The 17,452-nt window shown below is 62.3% G+C and carries 15 protein-coding genes; 14 read left to right on the forward strand and 1 reads right to left on the reverse strand.

Going from position 1 to position 17,452, the window contains the following annotated elements:
- The first annotated feature begins 44 nt into the window (after positions 1–44).
- From DQN55_RS10210 to DQN55_RS10235, 6 genes are all read left to right on the forward strand, one after another.
- On the forward strand, positions 45–1,232 hold the full coding sequence (locus DQN55_RS10210; protein ID WP_048380262.1) for an acyl-CoA dehydrogenase family protein: 1,188 nt from the start codon (positions 45–47) through the stop codon (positions 1,230–1,232).
- A 137-nt stretch (positions 1,233–1,369) separates the two neighbouring features.
- Entirely contained in the window at positions 1,370–3,115 is a 1,746-nt protein-coding gene (locus DQN55_RS10215) for an FAD-binding protein (protein ID WP_048380260.1), read from the forward strand.
- Positions 3,112–4,806 (forward strand): FAD-binding protein, encoded by a 1,695-nt coding sequence (locus DQN55_RS10220; RefSeq protein ID WP_048380258.1) that lies wholly within the window; start codon positions 3,112–3,114, stop codon positions 4,804–4,806. The genes DQN55_RS10215 and DQN55_RS10220 overlap by 4 nt, the downstream gene beginning before the upstream one ends.
- Positions 4,807–4,818: 12 nt before the next feature.
- Positions 4,819–5,580, forward strand: coding sequence for an SDR family oxidoreductase (locus DQN55_RS10225; RefSeq protein WP_048380257.1), 762 nt, complete (start codon positions 4,819–4,821; stop codon positions 5,578–5,580).
- Between the two features lies 1 nt (position 5,581).
- Entirely contained in the window at positions 5,582–6,613 is a 1,032-nt protein-coding gene (locus DQN55_RS10230; protein ID WP_048380255.1) for a ferredoxin--NADP reductase, read from the forward strand.
- Positions 6,614–6,632: 19 nt separating this feature from the next.
- Complete coding sequence (locus DQN55_RS10235; protein WP_048380253.1) at positions 6,633–8,237, forward strand: FadD3 family acyl-CoA ligase; 1,605 nt, start codon at positions 6,633–6,635, stop codon at positions 8,235–8,237.
- 51 nt (positions 8,238–8,288) lie between these two features.
- Here the strand turns inward: DQN55_RS10235 and DQN55_RS10240 are convergent, their stop codons facing one another.
- Positions 8,289–9,074, reverse strand: coding sequence for an enoyl-CoA hydratase (locus DQN55_RS10240; protein WP_172601025.1), 786 nt, complete (start codon positions 9,072–9,074; stop codon positions 8,289–8,291).
- A gap of 143 nt (positions 9,075–9,217) precedes the next feature.
- Between DQN55_RS10240 and DQN55_RS10245 the strand changes: the two genes are divergently transcribed.
- The 8 genes from DQN55_RS10245 to DQN55_RS10280 all read left to right on the forward strand — a co-directional run bounded on the left by DQN55_RS10245 (position 9,218) and on the right by DQN55_RS10280 (position 17,442).
- Positions 9,218–10,003: an SDR family oxidoreductase gene (locus DQN55_RS10245; protein WP_048380249.1), complete on the forward strand. Its 786-nt coding sequence runs from the start codon at positions 9,218–9,220 to the stop codon at positions 10,001–10,003.
- A gap of 54 nt (positions 10,004–10,057) precedes the next feature.
- Entirely contained in the window at positions 10,058–11,035 is a 978-nt protein-coding gene (locus tag DQN55_RS10250) for a bifunctional MaoC family dehydratase N-terminal/OB-fold nucleic acid binding domain-containing protein (protein WP_048380247.1), read from the forward strand.
- A gap of 9 nt (positions 11,036–11,044) precedes the next feature.
- Entirely contained in the window at positions 11,045–12,178 is a 1,134-nt protein-coding gene (locus tag DQN55_RS10255; protein ID WP_048380245.1) for an acyl-CoA dehydrogenase family protein, read from the forward strand.
- Positions 12,150–12,569 carry a MaoC family dehydratase gene (locus DQN55_RS10260; protein WP_048380243.1) on the forward strand — a complete coding sequence of 140 codons (420 nt, stop codon included), beginning with the start codon at positions 12,150–12,152 and terminating at the stop codon, positions 12,567–12,569. Before DQN55_RS10255 ends, DQN55_RS10260 begins: the two co-directional genes overlap by 29 nt.
- 18 nt (positions 12,570–12,587) lie before the next feature.
- Positions 12,588–13,766, forward strand: a complete 1,179-nt coding sequence (locus DQN55_RS10265; protein WP_048380241.1) for a lipid-transfer protein — start codon at positions 12,588–12,590, stop codon at positions 13,764–13,766.
- A 10-nt stretch (positions 13,767–13,776) separates the two neighbouring features.
- Positions 13,777–14,946, forward strand: coding sequence for an acyl-CoA dehydrogenase family protein (locus DQN55_RS10270; RefSeq protein WP_048380239.1), 1,170 nt, complete (start codon positions 13,777–13,779; stop codon positions 14,944–14,946).
- A 139-nt stretch (positions 14,947–15,085) separates the two neighbouring features.
- Positions 15,086–16,276 (forward strand): acyl-CoA dehydrogenase family protein, encoded by a 1,191-nt coding sequence (locus DQN55_RS10275; RefSeq protein WP_048380236.1) that lies wholly within the window; start codon positions 15,086–15,088, stop codon positions 16,274–16,276.
- 11 nt (positions 16,277–16,287) lie between these two features.
- Positions 16,288–17,442, forward strand: coding sequence for an acyl-CoA dehydrogenase family protein (locus tag DQN55_RS10280; RefSeq protein WP_048380234.1), 1,155 nt, complete (start codon positions 16,288–16,290; stop codon positions 17,440–17,442).
- Positions 17,443–17,452 lie beyond the last annotated feature (10 nt).

Consider the following 17,452-nt stretch of genomic DNA (forward strand, 5'->3'; position numbering starts at 1 on the left):
CGCCCGCGCATTCGCGCAGCGAGAGACTGACGGAGAACAGACGGATGGATCAGATACGAGAGAAAAGTCCGATAGAACTTGAGCTGCTGCAGCGCGCACGGGACCTGATACCGGCGCTGAAAAGCCGCTCGGCGCAGGCGGACAAAGACTGCAAACTCCCCGATGAAACAGTTCGCGACCTGCAGCAAGCCGGCTTGCTGCGCGCCTTGCAACCCAAGATGTGGGGCGGGCATGAAGTCGACCTGCGGACTTTCTTTGAAATTCAGATGACCCTGGCCGAAGGCTGCATGTCCACCGCCTGGGTGTTCGGCGTGGTCGGGGTTCACCCCTGGCAATTGGCGCGCTATCCGGTTGAAGCCCAGCGTGATGTATGGGGAGAGGACAGCTCGGTGCTGGTGGCCTCGACGTACATGCCGGTGGCCAGGGTTACGCCGGTCAAGGGCGGCTATCAGGTCAGCGGTCGCTGGGGCTTCTCCAGTGGCAGCCAGCATGCGCAATGGTGCCTGCTCGGCGGTATTGTGCCGCAGGACGAAATGGGCCCGACCGAGCACGGCACCTTCCTGATCCCGGCCAGTGATTACCGGATCGAACAGAACTGGGACGTATTGGGCCTTCGCGGCAGCGGTAGCCACGACATCATTGTCGAGGATGTGTTTGTGCCGGCGCATCGCGTACAGCGCACCAACAACTACAGCATCGAAGCCACGCCGGGGCGCCTGACCAACACCAACCCGATGTATTCGATCCCGTTTGCCCAGGTGTTTGCCCGTGCCGTGTCGACGTCGGCCATCGGTGCGTTGCAAGGGGCGATCAATGAGTTCTGCGACAACGCTGCCAAGCACATTGGCAAGCACGGTGCCAAAACTGCCGAAGACCCGGCGGCCCAGGCAGCCGTTGCCGAAGCCATCATCACCGTCGATGCCCTCAAGCTGGTGTTGATGCGCAACTACGGGAACCTGCTGGCCCTGGCCAGCGCCGGTGAATACCCGGATGTCGAAACCCGCTTGCTGTATCGCTACCAGTCATCCCACGTGACCAATGTCTGCGCGGACCGGGTCAGCGACCTGTTGCGCTGCATGGCGGCCTCGGGCTTGTACAACACCAATCCGGTGGCGCGTTACTTCCGTGACCTGCACCAGGCACGCGGACACATCGCCAACAACGAAGCGGCCTACCGCCGCAGCTACGGGCTCGTACAGCTGGGCCTGCCCAACGCAGACCCTTTTGTTTGATCAGGTAACAGTGATCAAGCGGCGTTGATCGAATAGCGCCACACGGTGTTCGCAGCTGTTTAACGACAGAAGGCTGCGCGCACCGTTGGCCGTTCTGTCGGGCCAAATTTCTGACCTCAACGGATGGCATAACAATAATGACAACTCACGTTCAGTCTCAGTCCAGCTATGACGTTATCGTGGTCGGCTCCGGTGCCGGAGCCATGACCTCGGCCCTGTTTGCTGCCGATCAGGGCCTGTCGGTGCTTATCGTCGAAAAAAGCGACAAGTACGGCGGTACCTCGGCGATTTCCGGCGGCGGGATCTGGATCCCGAACAACCATTACTTCGCGGCCATGGGTGGGCAGGACAGCCCTGAGTTGTCGATGCAGTACCTCAAGGCCGCCACGGGCGAGCACGGTGATCCGGTGCGCTTGCAAGCCTATCTGGACAATGCTGCACCGATGATCAAAAAGCTGACCGACAGCAGTCGTGTGCGCTATGCCGTGGCCGCCAAATACCCGGATTACTACCCGCAACTGCCAGGTGCACTGGCCGGAGGTCGCACCCTCGACCCCGAATTGTTCGACACCAGCCTGCTGGCTGAAGAATTGCCCAACCTGCGCAAGCCGTCACCTTCGACCTTGCTCATGGGGCGCATTGCGTGGACTGCCCGCGATGCGCATAAGGCCATGGCCCGCAGTTTCGGCTGGCAATGGCTGATTTTCAAACTGATGGCCCGCTACAAACTGGACTTCAAATGGCGGCGCAAAAGCAAGTACGACCGCCGGGCCGCCCTCGGCAGCTCGCTGGTGGCGTCCTTGCGCCGCTCGTTGATGGACCGCAATGTGCCGCTGTGGCTCAACACCGATTTTCAGGACGTGCTGCTCGACGATGATCGGGTGTGCGGGATCAAGGTCGCCACCGGCGGCAAAGTGCTCGAACTCAAGGCCCGGCGCGGGGTGATTTTTAGCGCTGGCGGCTTTGAGCAGAACCAGACTCTGCGTGAAAAATTCCTGCCGCAACCGACCCGCGCCAGTTGGAGCGCGACTCCACCGGGCAACAACACCGGAGCTGCGCTGGAAGCCGGGCTCAAAATCGGCGCCGCCACGGCGCTGATGGACTGGGCGTGGTGGGCACCGACCATAGCCGTGCCTGGTGAAGAAAAACCCCGCGGTGTCTTTGCCGAACGGGCGTTTCCGGGCGCCATCGTGGTGAATGGCCAGGGCCGGCGTTTCGTCAACGAGGCGGCGCCGTACCTGGAGTTCGTCGACGCCATGTACCGTGACAACCAGAAAACCGGCGGTCAGTCGGTGCCATCGTGGGTGATCTTCGACGGTCATTTCCGCTTCCATTACGCCATGGGCCCGCTCATGCCGGCGCAGGTCGCCCCTGACAGCCGTTTGCGCAAGGAATGGCTCAACACCGTGTACTGGAAGGCTGACAGCCTTGACGCTCTGGCGGCGCAAATCGGCGTTGATGCCCAGGGGCTGAACGGCACCGTGCAGAAAATGAATGAGTATGCGCAGACCGGTGTCGATCTGGAGTTTGATCGTGGCGGCAACGTGTTTGACCGCTATTACGGCGACTGCAATATCAAGCCCAACCCCTGCCTGGCCCCGCTGCGCAAAGGGCCGTACTACGCCATGCGCCTGGATGCCGGCGACATCGGCACCAAAGGCGGTCTGCTGACCAACCAGCATGCGCAAGTGGTTCGCGAGGACGGGCAGCCCATCAGCGGCCTGTATGCCATCGGCAATTGCTCGGCGTCGGTGATGGGCACCAGCTACCCGGGCGCGGGCGGCACACTGGGGCCTGCGATGACCTTTGGTTACATCGCGGCCAATCACATTGCGACTCAAGCGCCGGTAGCGTCCAGCGTCCAGCAGGAGGCCTTGGTATGAGCCGGCCCCGTCGCGACAGCAACACACCGATTCTTGCGCCGTTGGTAGAAGAACAACTGGGCGACCGGACGTGGAGTGACACTTGTGACGTGCTGGTGATTGGCTGGGGGGCGGCGGGTGCCTGTGCGGCTCTGGAAGCCCGCAGTCATGGCGCACAGGTGATCATTGCCGACCGTTTCAACGGCGGTGGCGCCAGTGCCAGAAGTGGCGGCGTGGTGTATGCCGGTGGCGGCACACGGCAGCAGCAGGCGGCCGGTTTCAGTGACAGTCCGCAGGCTATGTTTGACTACCTCAAGCACGAAACCCAGGGCGTGGTCAGCGATGCGACTTTGCGCAAGTTTTGTGCTGACAGCGTGAGCAACCTGAGCTGGCTGGAAGGCCACGGTGCGCGTTACGCCCACAGTGTGCCGCCCGGGGGCAAAACCTCTTATCCATCTGATGGCTACTTTCTGTATTACTCGGGTAACGAGCTGGTGCCTTCCCATGCCGGTGAGCAGGCGCCGGCCCCGCGAGGGCATCGCACCGTGGGCAAGGGCCAGTGCGGCGCAGTGCTTTACCGTCATTTGAAGGACGCCTGCCTGAAGGCCGGGGTTCAGCCGTTATTGCAATCTGCCGCCCGGCGCCTGGTGATCGATGCCAGCGGACGGGTGATTGGCGCCGAACTCTGGTGCCTGCCCGCGGGCAGTCGCGAGGCGATCCTGCATGCGCGCCTGGCCGCCCGGGCAGAGCGCCTGCAAAATTTTGCGCCGGGTTACTGCGACCGCTTGCGCCAGAAAATCACTCAACTGGAACATGACCACGCCCGGCCGACCCTGGTGCGGGCGCGACGCGGGGTCATTCTCAGTACGGGCGGTTTCATCTTCAACCGCGAGCTGATCCAGGATCACGCGCCGAAATTCCGCCGTAATTTCAAGGTCGGTGCCACCGGTTGTGACGGTAGCGGCCTGCGCCTGGGGCAGTCGGTCGGGGCCTGCAGCGAACGGCTGAGCCGGGTGTCGGCCTGGCGTTTTATCAATCCACCGTATTGCTGGCCCAAAGGCATTGTGGTCAACACCGATGGCCAGCGGTTTTGCAATGAAGAAGTCTACGGGGCCACCCTGGGGCAGCCTTTGTGTGAAGAGCAGGGCGGCAAGGCCTGGCTGATCCTGGATGCGCGGCTGCGCAAGCAGGCCATTCGCCAGGCGCTGTTTGGTGGCTACTGGTGGTTCCAGAGCGTGCCGGCCTTGGCGCTGATGCTGCTCAAGGTTCGCAAGGGACAAACACCTGAACAATTGGCGAGTACCTGCGGCATGCAACCTGCCGAGCTGAGTGCGGCGTTGCAGGCATACAACGCCGGGGCCCGTGGCGTCGCGGAAGATGCCTTTGGCAAATCTACAGGCAGTCGCCAGGTGCTTGATCAGGGTCCGTTCTACGCCTGTGACATCAGCGTCGGCAATCCGGTCTTTCCGCTGGGGGCACTGACCCTGGGTGGCCTTAAGGTGAATGAAGACGACGGTGCCGTACTGGATGACAACGGCGAACCCGTTGCCGGTCTGTTCAGTGCCGGGCGTACCGCCATTGGCGTGGCTTCCCATCTCTACATCAGCGGTCTGTCACTGGCTGACTGCGTGTTTTCCGGACGCCGTGCCGGGTATGCGGTGAGTGCGGCGACAGCACCGGTTTCTGAAAACCTGGCCCTTGAGCCTCTTTAAAAGGACGACGACATGAGTGCACGGGTTGCAGGCAAAGTGGCTTTGATCACTGGTGGCGCCAGTGGTGTCGGCCGGGCCAGCGCCATGCTGCTGGCGCGAGAAGGTGCCCGGGTGGTCATCAGCGACATTGATGTGGCCGCCGGGTTGGCCCTGGTCGAGGAGATCGGTTCCCAGGCGCTGTTCATTGAGCACGATGCCGCCAGCGAAGCAGATTGGGCGCGGGTCATCGAGCGCATCCGTCAGGACTACGGGCGCCTGGACATCGTGTTCAACAACGCCGGGATCTTGCTCAAGGGCGGCATTGAAGACACGGACTATGCCGACTGGCAGCGGGTGCAACGGGTCAACTCCGACAGCGTGTTCCTGGGGTGTCGCGCCGCCATCAGCCTGATGAAAGAGGGCGAGGGCGGTTCGATCATCAATATGTCTTCCATTGCCGGGGTTGCCGGCCGTGACGATTACGTGGCCTACAGCGCCTCGAAAGGGGCGGTTGCGGCATTGACCCGTTCGGTGGCGGCGTTGTGCCGTCGACGCAAATACCGGATCCGCTGCAACTCCTTGCACCCGGACGGCATCCTCACCCCCATGACCACATCGACGTTACCGGCCGGGGTCGATCCCTGGAGCCTGAGCATCGATGCCGACCCCATGGGGCGCATGTGCTTGCCCGAAGATGTGGCCGCCAGCGTGTTGTTTTTGGCCAGTGACGAGTCACGGGCCATCAACGGCATCGAATTGCGGATCGACAGTGGTCAGTTTGTGATGAGTATTTGAGATGAACCAACCGGCCTATATTTCTCTGCGAGTGGCGCAGATCGTCACGGAAACCGCGGATGCCAAATCCCTGGTGTTCGAGGTTCCCGAGGCATTGCGCGAACAGTTTTCTTACAAGAGCGGTCAATTCCTGACCTTGCGCGTGCCCTTTGAGAGTGGCTGGTTGCCGCGGTGTTACTCGCTGTCCAGCACCCCGCTGGAGAACGAGCCACTACGGGTCACGATCAAGCAGGTACGCGACGGTCGTGCTTCCAATTGGTTGTGCGAGCAGTTGCGCGAGGGTGACCGGCTTGAGGTGCTGGCCCCGGCTGGGGTGTTTGTGCCCCGGCATTTTGACGATGATTTCGTGTTGTTTGGCGGTGGCAGCGGGGTGACGCCGGTGCTGTCGATCCTGCGCTCGGCCTTGATCGCCGGCACTGGCCGCATCCTGTTGATTTACGCCAACCGCGATGAGGCTTCGGTGATCTTTGCCAGCGAGCTTAAAACCCTGGCCAGCGCCTACCCGCAACGCCTGCAAATCATTCACTGGCTGGATTCGGTACAGGGGATTCCGGCCGTTGCACAACTGGCGGAGCTGGCCCGGCCGTTTACCCGGGCCCAGGCGTTCATCTGTGGCCCCGGGCCGTTCATGGACGCGGCCGTCAGCGCCTTGCATCTGATCGGCATGGAACATGGACGGATCCACGTCGAGCGTTTCGTCTCGTTGCCCGAAGAAGGCAGCGTGGCAGCGCCTGCCGCCGTCGATACAGATGTCATCGGCAGCCAGCTGTCGGTACGTCTCGATGGCGAGGAGTTCGAAGTGCCGTGCGCCGAAGGTGAAACCCTGCTCAACGCCATGCAGCGTGCCGGTCTGAAACCGCCCAGTTCATGCCTGGTGGGCTCTTGCGCCACCTGCATGTGTACCGTGGAGCGGGGCAGTGTCGAGATGCTGCGCAACGATGCCCTGGACCAGCAGGAACTGAATGACGGCTGGGTGCTGGCGTGCCAATCGGTGCCCAACAGTGAACACCTGCGCGTGTGTTTTCCCGAATAATCAGCCAGACGAGCGACCGATGACTTCCAGCCTGCAAGCAATGCCCCGCGCGGCCCTCAACCTGCCGCGTTCGATTCCCGACCTGCTGCTCAGCGCCGCGCAGCAACATGCCGGGCGTACAGCGATTGAAGAAAATGGCGAGTGCACCGACTACCGGGATTTGCCGCTACTGGCGCTGGCCGTGACCCGTAGCCTGATGGCCCGGGGCATTGGCAAGGGTGACCGGGTGGCAATCTGGGCACCCAATGGCCGGGCATGGATCATCGCCGCCCTGGGTATCCACTGTGCAGGGGCGGTGATGGTTCCGATCAATACCCGCATGAAGGGCATCGAGGCGGCAGACATCCTGCTGCGTAGCGGCGCGCGTTTACTGTTCGTGCAGCCGACATTCCTGGGGACCGACTACCTGGCGTTACTGGCGCCGCATCGCCCGGCCAGCCTTGAGCATCAGGTGCTGCTGGGCGGGGTGTCAGGCCACGACTCGGCGGACATGGTCTGGGATGAATTTCTGGCCCAGGGCAGCGTTATCAGTGAAGCGGCTGCCCGCCAACGTGCCGCCGGTGTGGGCGCTGATGACCTCAGTGATCTGCTGTTTACCTCCGGCACCACGGGCAAGCCTAAAGGCGTGATGAGCGCTCACGGGCAAAACATCCGGGCCTTCAGCGAGTACGTCAATGTCATCGGGCTGGAGGCTGGCGATCGCTATCTGGTGATCAACCCGTTTTTTCATGCCTTCGGCTACAAGGCCGGCTGGCTGACCTGCCTGTTGGCCGGCGCGACGATCTTGCCGCATCCGGTGTTCGATGCCGAAGCTGTGTTCCAGCGCATTGCTGCCGAGCGCATCAATGTGCTGCCGGGGCCGCCGACCCTTTACCTGTCGATGCTGGCTCACCCGAAACTGGCTGAAACCGACCTGTCGAGCCTGCGGATTGCGGTCACGGGGGCGGCGACCATTCCGCCGATCCTGATCGAGCGCATGCGCCAGGAACTGGGGTTCTCGGTGGTGACAACCGCCTACGGCCTGACCGAATGCGGTGGCCTGGCGACTATCTGCGACCCGGCCGACCCGGCCACCACCATCGCCGGTACCAGTGGACGAGCGATCCCGGGTACAGAAGTGAGCATTCGCGATCCGCAAAACCGCGCGTTGGCAGCGGGCATGACCGGCGAGATCTGCCTGCGCGGTTTTCATGTGATGAAAGGGTACTTCGAAGATCCCGCCGCCACTGCTGAAACCATCGACAGTGATGGCTGGCTGCACACCGGCGACATTGGCGAACTGGACGCAGCGGGAAACCTGCGGATCACGGATCGCCTGAAAGACATGTTCATCGTCGGGGGCTTCAATTGCTATCCGGCCGAAATTGAAGCCGGCTTGATCGAGCACCCGGCCATTGCCCAAGTGGCCGTGATCGGTGTGCCTGACGAGCGCATGGGTGAGGTGGGGTGTGCGTGCGTGGTCTTGCGTCATGACCAGCAACTGGACGAAGCCGGATTGATTCAATGGGCACGCGAGCACATGGCCAACTACAAAGTGCCGCGTCGGGTGCGGTTCTATGACGCTTTGCCGGTGAATGCCTCAAACAAAGTGGCGAAGAACGAACTGCGCGCGAGCGTGGTGTAACCCACCCGAAAAGCCCCTCCCGGACGGTGAGGGGCTTTTACTTGCTGGGGCTCAGTGCCCTTCAAACACGGCCGGGCGTTTTTCGATGAATGCCAGCATCCCTTCTTTCTGATCGCGGGACGCAAACAACAGGGCATTGGCTTTGCGTTCCAGGGCCAGGCCCGTTTCGAGGGGGGCGTCCACCCCGGCCAGTATCACTTCCTTGATCTGCTCAGCGGCGAGCGGTGGCATGGCGGCAATCAGGCTGGCCATTTCCAGGGCGTGCGCCTGGACTTTTTCATCGGCCACAACGTCGCTCACCAGCCCGGCCACCCACGCTTCTTCAGCGGTAATCGGCTGCCCGGTCAGGGCCATGCGCATGGCCTTGGCCTTGCCGACGGCGCGGACCAGACGTTGGGTGCCGCCGATGCCGGGCATGATCCCGATCCGGATCTCCGGCTGGCAAAATTTGGCGCTGTGCCCGGCCACGATGATGTCGGCCAGCATCGCGAGCTCACAGCCACCGCCATAGGCGTAACCGCACACTGCGGCAATCACTGGCTTGGGGCAATGCTGGATCGGTGCCCAGACCCGCTCGGTATGCCGCTGGTAGATGTCGATCGGGCCGACCCCCGCCATGCTGTTGATGTCTCCCCCGGCGGCAAACACCTTGTCGCCGCCCGTAAGCAGGATGCAACGAACCTCGGGGTTTTGCGCCAGTTCAACGAAATAGCGCGACAACAGCGCCTGTAATTCAAGGCTCAGGGCATTGGTCGCCTGGGGGCGGTTAAGGCGCAGCAGGGCCACGCCCGGGGTCGGGAATTCAAGCAATACCGGCGCGGCAGATGGGTCTGACATGGGGTTCCTCATTAACAGGGGCTGTCACCACAGCGTGCGCTGGATTGTTGCGTTGGTACGTCAGTGCTTCATCGTCCATTCAGACGACGAGCAGCCCCGGGAATGTCCCTAGAGTGGCTCCATCAGTAGAAAAGGAGCACGTCATGGGGCAACTCTCAGGGCTGGACTACAGCGGCAAGGTGGTGCTGGTCACCGGCGGTACCAAAGGCATCGGTGCAGGTATTGCCTGCAGTTTTCTGGAAGCCGGGGCACAGGTGATCGTGTGCGGCAGGACGGCACCTGAAGTATTACCCCGGGCGGGTTCGGCGCAGGCCGTGTTCATGGCTGCGGATGTGCGTGACCTGGATTCGCTCAAGGCGTTGTTCGATGGCATTCGTGCTGACTTCGGTCGCCTCGATGTGCTGATCAACAATGCGGGAGGCAGCCCTGCGGCCGAGGCTGGCAGCGCTTCACCCCGGTTTCATGAAGGCATTATCCGCCTCAATCTGATTGCCCCCTTGAACGTCGCGCAGCAGGCCAACGCCTTGATGCAGCAACAGGTCGAAGGCGGCTGCATTGTGTTTATCGGCAGCATCAGCGCCTTGCGTGCATCGCCCGGTACGGCGGCGTACGGCGCGGCCAAGGCCGGCGTGCTGGCGCTGGTGCAATCACTGGCCGTTGAGTGGGCACCCAAGGTGCGTGTGGTTGCGGTCAGCCCCGGGTTGGTCCGTACCGAACAGTCGCACCTGCATTACGGCGACGAACACGGGGTTGCGGCGGTCAGCGCAGGGATTCCGGCTGGCCGTATGGCGCTGCCGGAGGACATCGGCAACGCCTGCCTGTTTATCGCTTCACCGATGGCGGGTTATGCCAGCGGCTGCAATTTGTTGTTACACGGTGGCGGTGAACGCCCGGCATTTCTGGGTGCGGCGCAGAGCGCAGGGCACTGATCGACCTTCAGCGGCGACCAGTGGGTTGCCGCTCTCAAGACGCAGGAGACGAACTTGGCTGATTCTCAATTGCTAACCGACGTACGCGCCCTGGTGGGGCGTGAATATGGTCGCGTGTACGCCTGGGACGAAGTCAACGCCCCGATGATTCGCCAGTGGTGCGAGATCATGGGCGTGGACAATCCGCTGTACACAGATCCGGCTTTTGCCGCCAACAGCCCGCAGGACGGTCTGGTCGCACCCGCATCGATGTTGCAGGTGTGGTGCATGGAAGGTTTCCACGCGAACAACTACCCGCCGGGCTCAACCGCCGAAAACCCTTACGAAGTGCTCAAGCTGATTGAGTCGTACGGCTATGCCTCAGTGGTCGCGGTCAACTCCGAGCTGACTTTCAACCGCAACCTGCGTCCCGGTGAAAAGCTCTACTACACCACGCGCCTGGACTCGGTGGGCGACGAGAAAACCACGGGGCTCGGCACCGGGTTCTTTGTCACGCTGGTGATGAGCTACTTCGTCGAGCACAAAAGTGGCGACGAAGCGGTCGGGGAACTGTTGTTTCGCGTGTTCAAGTTCCGTCCGGCTACTCGGCACGGGGTGGAAGCGGCGCCGGCCAAGGTCGAGGCAGCACCTGTCGTCAAGCGGCCCAAGCCGGGCATCAGCGATGACACCCGTTTCTTCTGGGATGGCTGCGATGCCGGCAAGTTGCTGATCCAGCGCTGCACGCAATGCCAGACCCTGCGCCATCCTCCGGCGCCGGTCTGCATCGACTGCCATTCCTTCGATTGGGACACGGTCGAGGCCAGCGGGCGTGCCAGTTTGTATTCGTTCGTGATCATGCATTACCCCGAAGTGGCACCGTTCGATCACCCCAACCCGATCGGCCTGATCGAGCTGGAGGAGGGCGTACGTCTGGTGGCCGGGCTAGTGGGGATCGAGCGCGAGGCGTTGAGTATCGGTCAGCCCCTGCAGCTTGAGTTCCAGACTTTCGACGGTGAGTTGACCTTGCCAATGTTCCGGCCTGCAGCCGAGTAAGGGGGCAGCATGGACTTTGAATTGACCGAGGATCAGAGCGCCATCGCGCAAATGGCCGGCAGCGTGTTTGCCGACTATTGCACGGATGATCGCCTGCGCCAGTTTGATACCAGCGATGCGGCATTTATGCAGCCGCTGTGGCAACTGTGCGTGGAGACTGGTCTGCAAGCCCTGGCCATCCCGCAAGCACAGGGTGGCAGCGGGCTGGGCATGACTGAGCTGATGCAGGTATTGCAGGCACAGGGCGGGGCGCTGGGTCAGGTGCCGCTGTGGCGGCATCAACTGGCAGCGGCCACTTTGGCGCACGGTGCCGACCCGGCATTGCTGGCGTGGGCGAGCGAGGCGGCGGCAGGGAATGCGCTGTTGACCCTGGACCTCAATGGTTTGAGCAGCGCCCGGGGTATCGAGCTGCACGCCACGGCCCACGAGGGCGGCTGGCAACTGGACGGGCGGGTGGCGGCATTGGCGCTGGCCGAGGAATCGCAAGCGGCCTTGCTGTTGGTCAGCGTTGACGGTCAGCCGCGTTTGGCGCTGGTCGAACTGGCGGCAAAAGCGATCACTTGCGTGCCAGGAAGGATGACTCACGGCGAAGCGATCGCTGATGTGCACATTGATGGCCTGCACGTTCCCTCCAGCCATTTGCTGGCGCCAACGGCCCTGAGCTGGCTTGAGCCGCGCAGCATCGCGGCCCTGGCCGCCCTGCAACTGGGCGTCAGCACCGAGCAGATTCGCCGCACCGTGGAATACGTCACCGACCGCCGCCAGTTCGATCGCAGCATCGGCAGTTTCCAGGCGGTGCAGATGAGCATGGCCAACGCCCATATCGCGCTCGAAGCCTTGCGCAGTTGCCTGTGGCAGTTGTGCTATCGCCTGGATGCCGGATTGCCTGCGCCCTCCGAGGCATTGGCCACGGCGTGGCAGGCCTGTGAAGCGGGCCACTTGATCGGGCATAACGCCCAGCACGTACACGGCGGTATCGGTGTCGACCTGACATACCCGATGCATCGCTATCTCTATTGGAGCCGCGCCCTGGGCAGTGCCTTGGGCGGTTCGGCAGCAAGCCTGGAACGCCTCGGCGATTGGCTGAGCGACAACGACAAGCTGGGATGGAAATATGACCTCGAAGAACACCAAGCGCTTTGATGACGTGCGCCCCGGCGAAACCCTGCCGGCGCTTGCGATCCCGATTACCGTGGGCCTGGTGACAGGCGGGGCGATTGCCACCCGTGATTATTTTCCGGGCCACCATGATCTGAACGCTGCCCAGGCCCTCGGCTCGCCGCACATCTTCATGAACATCCTCACCACCAACGGGCTGGTGCAACGGTATGTCGAAGCATGGGCCGGCCCTGAAGCGCGATTTGCTTCGCTGAAGATCAAGCTCGGCGCACCGAACTACCCGGGTGACTGCATGACGTTCAATGGCGCCGTCACCCATCAGGATCCTGCCACCCGCACGGTGGAAATAACCCTCAGCGGCAAAAATTCGATGGGCAACCACGTGACCGGTACGGTCGCGCTGGTTCTGCCCTGATAGCGGGAGACAGCACACATGACGCAATCGTCACTTTCCGGCAGTGCCGCCATTGTTGGCCTGGGCGCGACCGAATTTTCGAAAAACTCCGGGCGCACCGAACTTCGCCTGGCGCTGGAAGCTACGCTGGCGGCTCTCAAGGATGCCGGCATCGATCCGTCCGAAGTCGAAGGCTTCAGCTCTTACTCCGTGGACAAAGTCCCGGAGTATGAGATCGCTCGCTTGCTGGGCTGCAAGGACGTCAAGTTCTTCTCCCAGGTGCCCCACGGCGGCGGTGCTGCCTGTGCTCCGATCATGCATGCGGCAATGGCCGTCGCCACGGGCGTGGCCAAAGTCGTGGTGGTGTACCGCGCCATGAACGAACGCTCGTGGTATCGCTTCGGCAGCGGCAGCTATGGCTTTGCCTCCACGCCGATTTTCGAGAACGTCAACTACGGCTGGTACATGCCGCACGGCCTGCATACACCGGCATCCTGGGTCGGCATGTTCGCCCAGCGCTACATGCACACCTACGGCGCTACGTCCGAAGACTTCGGCCGTGTTGCCGTGGCCGTGCGGGACTTTGCCGCCACCAACCCGGCGGCGTTCTTCTACGGCAAGCCGATCACTCTGGAAGAACATCAGGCTTCGCGCTGGATCTGTGAGCCCTTGCACCTGCTCGATTGCTGCCAGGAATCCGACGGCGCAGTGGCCATGGTGATTACCTCGGCCGAACGCGCCAAGGACCTGCGCCAAAAGCCGGTGACGATCAAGGCCGGTTCCCAGGGCATCACCTCGGGTCAGCAAATCATGACCTCGTTCTACCGCGACGATATCACCGGCTTGCCGGAGATGGGCGTGGTGGCCAAAGAACTGTATCGCCAGTCGGGCCTGGGCCCGCAAGCCCTGCAGACGGCGATCATCTATGACCACTTCACACCGTTTGTCCTGCCGCAACTGGAAGAGTTCGGCTTGTGCGAGCGCGGAGAAGCCAAGGAATTCATTCGCGCCGGGCATCACGCGCGGGGCGGCAAGTTCCCGATCAATACCCACGGCGGGCAATTGGGCGAGGCCTATATCCACGGCATGAACGGTGTGGCTGAAGCGGTGCGCCAGGTACGTGGCACGGCGGTCAACCAGGTCGACAACGTGGAAAACGTTCTGGTAACCGCCGGCACTGGTGTACCTACCAGCGGCCTGATTCTTGGCACAGCCTGAGGGGATTCCCATGTTCGTCGACCTCACACCCGAACAACATGCCCTGCGCCATAAGGTGCGGGACTATTTCCAAAACCTGATGACCCCGCAGCTGCGTGAACAATTGCGCGGTAAAGAGGGCGGCGAACTCTATCGCGACACCATTCGCCAGATGGGACGCGATGGCTGGCTGGCCGTGGGTTGGCCCAAGGAGTACGGGGGCCAGGGTTACGGCCCGACCGAGCAGTTCATCTTCTTTGAAGAGGCCAATATTGCCGGTGCTCCGCTGCCATTTGTGACGATCAGCACCGTGGGGCCGGCTCTGATGGCCTACGGCACCGAACTGCAAAAGGCCAAGTTCCTGCCAGGCATTGCTGCCGGTGAAATCATCTTCGCCATTGGCTATTCCGAGCCTGATGCCGGTAGCGACCTGGCGGTTCTGAAAACCACAGCCCGGCCCGAAGGCGATCACTTTGTGGTCAATGGCAACAAACTCTGGACCTCCGGCGCGGAGTCCGCCGATTACATCTGGCTGGCCGCGCGTACCGATCAGGAGCGACCTCGGCACAAGGGCGTGTCGATCCTGATTCTGGATACCCGCTCCGAAGGTTTCTCGACCACGGTCATCCCGACCACCAGCAACCCGACAGCGGCCACTTACTACGACAACGTGCGCGTACCTGCAGAGATGCTGGTGGGTGAGTTGAACGCTGGCTGGAAGCTGATCACCGCGCAACTCAACCATGAGCGGCTGGGCCTGGGTGCCTGGTCGGACAAAGTGGTCGGGCTGTTCCGGCGGGTTTTGCTGTGGGCCCGTGAAGCGGATGAACACGGGGTTCGTGCCACTGACAAAGCCTGGGTGCGTGCAGGTCTGGCGCAGTGTTACGCCCGGCTGGAAGCCATGCGCCTGATCAACTTGCGCATCGCCGCCGACCTGGAGCGCGAGCGCATGGACGTGGCGCTGGCCTCGACCACCAAGGTTTACGGCTCTGAGTCGGCGATCGAGATCCTGCGGGTACTGAGCACTATTGTCGGTGCCAACGGGCTGGTACGCGGCGGTTCGGCGGCGTCATTGCTGCAAGGCGATCTGGAGTACGAAGTGCGCGCTTCGGTGACATTGACCTTTGGTGGCGGGACCAACGAAATCCAGCGCGAGCTGATTGCCCAGTTCGGCCTGGGTATGCCCCGTACACAACGCTGATAACGCTGAATACGGTCGCCGCTGCCGAGGTACGAGTCTGCGATAAGGGCCGCAGGCCCTTCAAACCCGGGGGCCGCTTCGCAGCCCATCGCAGCCTCGTGCCTCGGCAGCGGCTACACGAACCGACAGGTGAAAGAACATGAGCACGACTGATTCGTTCAGAGAGCAAACCCGCAGCTGGCTCGAGGCCAACTGCCCGCCGTCGCAGCGCAAGGCCATTCCGGAAGGCGAGTTGGTCTGGGGAGCGAGCGCTGTTGAGTTTCCAAGTGCGGACGCCCGGCTGTGGTTCGAGCGTATGCGTGACAAGGGCTGGTTTTGCCCGGACTGGCCGCAAGCCTATGGCGGTGCAGGGTTGAGCGCGGAGCACAACGCGGTGCTGGAAAGCGAGCTGCGTCGCCTCAAATGCCGTCCGCCACAAATCAACCTGGGAATCTGGATGCTGGGCCCGGTTCTGCTGGAATTCGGCACCGAAGAGCAGAAAAAAAACCTGCTGACCCCCATGACCCGTGGCGAAGTGCGCTGGTGCCAGGGGTTCTCCGAGCCCAATGCCGGTTCTGACCTGGCCAGCCTGAAAACCTCAGCCCGCGATGCCGGCGATCATTTTGTCGTGGACGGCAGCAAGATCTGGACCTCCTACGGCGACAAGTCCGACTGGATGTACGCGCTGGTGCGCACCGATCCCAAGGCCAGCAAACACGCAGGTATCAGCCTGATTGTGCTCGACATGAACAGCCCGGGTGTGAGCGTGGCACCGATTGATTTGATCAGCGGAAAATCGGCCTTTTGCCAGGTGTTTTTTGATGGCGTCAAAGTGCCGAAAAGCCAGTTGATCGGCCCGCTGCATGGCGGCTGGAACCTGGCCAAGCGCCTGTTGCAGCACGAACGCAAAGCCATGTCCAAGTTCGGTGAGTTCAGTTTGCCGACGCACTTCCATCTGTTGCCGCTGGTTCAAGAGTTCTTGCCTGAACCGGCCGGTGCGGGTGAATCGGCGCTGGTGGCGCGTGCCGTGGCCAGCGCAATGAATGAGCAGGCCTACAACCTGACCGTGCAGCGCATGGGCGAAGAAGCCCGTGCCGGGCAGGACGTCAGCGGGCTGATGTCGATCATGAAACTGGTGCATACCGAACAGGAACGCGACAAGTTCGAAGTGCTGCTGGACGTCATGGGTTACCACGCGCTGGGCTGGGGCAAGGAAGCTTTCAGCTCCCGGGAGCAAGCCATTACCCGTGGCTGGCTGAACAGTTTTGCCCTGACGATTTCCGGCGGCGCGTCGGAAATCCAGCTCAATGTCATCGCCAAGCGGGTCCTCGGCCTGCCTGAAGCGAAGTAAGGAACCTCACCATGAACCTGCTTTATAGCGAAGAACAACGGCTGTTGGCCGACAGCGCCCGCGAGTTCCTGGCGGCGCGCAGCCCGGTGTCCCGTCAACGCGCTTTGCGTGATGAGCACGCGGCGAACGGTTTTGACCGCCAGCTGTGGCAAGACGCGGTGGCGTTGGGCTGGAGCGCGATTCCATTTCCGGAGAACCTTGGCGGGCTGGACTTCGGCTGCATGGGCCTGGGCCCTGTTTTTGAGTCCATCGGCAGCAACCTGAGCGCCTCGCCGTTGTTGTCGAGCGTGGTTCTCAGCGGGTCGCTGTTGCACCTGCAAGGCAACGCACAGCAACAGGACCGCTGGTTGTCGGCCACCATCAGTGGCGAACAGCGGCTGGCATTGGCCCTTGACGAGCAGCCCCGGCATGCGCCGACGAATCTGGCCTTGCAGGCCGTACCCAATGCCTCGGGCTACAGCCTGAGCGGAGAGAAGTTTTTTGTCATCGACGGCATGGGGGCCGACGCTTATCTGGTGGCTGCGCGCACCTCGTCGACCCAGCAATCCGAAACGGGCATCAGCCTGTTCCTGATACCCGCCGATGCCCAAGGCCTGACTGTCAGTGATTTGCCGCTGATTGACTCGCGCAATCATGCGCGCTTGAAACTGGACCAGGTGCAGGTCGGTTCCGACGCGTTGCTGGGAGAGGCCGGTTCTGCCTGGCCTGCCTTGAATACGGCGCTGGATCGCGCGCGCGTGTGCCTGGCGGCAGAAATGCTGGGCATGGCTGAAAGACTGTTCGACATGACCCTCGACTACCTCAAGACCCGTGTCCAGTTCGATGTGGCCATCGGCACCTTTCAGTCACTGCAACACCGGGCGGCCCAGCTCTATGTGGAGCTGGCTCTGGCGCGCAGTGCAGTCATGGCCGGGTTGGCGGCGCTCGACGATGCCAGCCTGAGTGAGGCTGAGCGTCAGCGCCTGGCCAGTCTGGCGAAATGGAAGGCGGGCGGCATGGCGCTCAAAGTGGCCAACGAAGCGGTGCAAATGCACGGCGGCATCGGCGTCACCGACGAGCTGGATGTCGGCCTGTATCTCAAGCGTATTCGGGTGGCGCAAGCGTGTCTCGGCGATACCGATTACCACTGCGAGCGCTATGGCGCCCTTGAGCTCGCGCACGCTTGAGCCTGTTGCG

The sequence above is a fragment of the Pseudomonas taetrolens genome (assembly GCF_900475285.1).
GTDB lineage: Bacteria > Pseudomonadota > Gammaproteobacteria > Pseudomonadales > Pseudomonadaceae > Aquipseudomonas > Aquipseudomonas taetrolens.

Coding starts and splice junctions, on each gene's coding strand:
- DQN55_RS10210 (WP_048380262.1), top strand. CDS start 45: ATGGATCAGATACGAGAGAAAAGTCCGATAGAACTTGAGCTGCTGCAG.
- DQN55_RS10215 (WP_048380260.1), top strand. CDS start 1,370: ATGACAACTCACGTTCAGTCTCAGTCCAGCTATGACGTTATCGTGGTC.
- DQN55_RS10220 (WP_048380258.1), top strand. CDS start 3,112: ATGAGCCGGCCCCGTCGCGACAGCAACACACCGATTCTTGCGCCGTTG.
- DQN55_RS10225 (WP_048380257.1), top strand. CDS start 4,819: ATGAGTGCACGGGTTGCAGGCAAAGTGGCTTTGATCACTGGTGGCGCC.
- DQN55_RS10230 (WP_048380255.1), top strand. CDS start 5,582: ATGAACCAACCGGCCTATATTTCTCTGCGAGTGGCGCAGATCGTCACG.
- DQN55_RS10235 (WP_048380253.1), top strand. CDS start 6,633: ATGACTTCCAGCCTGCAAGCAATGCCCCGCGCGGCCCTCAACCTGCCG.
- DQN55_RS10240 (WP_172601025.1), bottom strand. CDS start 9,074: ATGTCAGACCCATCTGCCGCGCCGGTATTGCTTGAATTCCCGACCCCG.
- DQN55_RS10245 (WP_048380249.1), top strand. CDS start 9,218: ATGGGGCAACTCTCAGGGCTGGACTACAGCGGCAAGGTGGTGCTGGTC.
- DQN55_RS10255 (WP_048380245.1), top strand. CDS start 11,045: ATGGACTTTGAATTGACCGAGGATCAGAGCGCCATCGCGCAAATGGCC.
- DQN55_RS10260 (WP_048380243.1), top strand. CDS start 12,150: ATGACCTCGAAGAACACCAAGCGCTTTGATGACGTGCGCCCCGGCGAA.
- DQN55_RS10265 (WP_048380241.1), top strand. CDS start 12,588: ATGACGCAATCGTCACTTTCCGGCAGTGCCGCCATTGTTGGCCTGGGC.
- DQN55_RS10270 (WP_048380239.1), top strand. CDS start 13,777: ATGTTCGTCGACCTCACACCCGAACAACATGCCCTGCGCCATAAGGTG.
- DQN55_RS10275 (WP_048380236.1), top strand. CDS start 15,086: ATGAGCACGACTGATTCGTTCAGAGAGCAAACCCGCAGCTGGCTCGAG.
- DQN55_RS10280 (WP_048380234.1), top strand. CDS start 16,288: ATGAACCTGCTTTATAGCGAAGAACAACGGCTGTTGGCCGACAGCGCC.